Below are 349 nucleotides of genomic sequence, written 5' to 3'. Positions count from 1 at the left end.
CCTGACCGCCGAGGATGCCCTCGGTGCCCACCTCACGGGCCAGCCGCGTCACCTGCTCGGAGATCGGCCGAGCACACGGCTGAACTCCCGTCACGCTCGGGTCTCGAGTTTGCCGGCGGCGGCTGGCGTCGACGGGGGGCGGGGGGGACTTGGGAGTTGTGCCGCACGTGCTGGGTCTGGTTTTTGGCATTTATGTTAACATTGGGGGTTAGGTCATTCCTGTTGCGGGTTACGCCGGGCAGGTGGGCGTGACCGCCGAGGTGGCCCTCCGTTCCCACCTCGCGGGCGACCCTGGTGACCTCCTCCGCGAACGACGACAGCTGGTCCACCATCGTGTTCAGCGTGTTCT

The 349-nt window shown here is 67.0% G+C and carries 1 pseudogene; it reads right to left on the bottom strand.

Features of this window, described 5'->3' with window-relative positions:
* Positions 1–349, bottom strand: a pseudogene (locus PUR53_RS20935) (hypothetical protein); the annotation flags it as partial.

The organism is Streptomyces sp. SP18BB07 (genome assembly GCF_036322545.1).
GTDB classification, from domain to species: domain Bacteria; phylum Actinomycetota; class Actinomycetes; order Streptomycetales; family Streptomycetaceae; genus Streptomyces; species Streptomyces deccanensis.
This window is presented reverse-complemented; position numbering and strand designations above follow the sequence as displayed.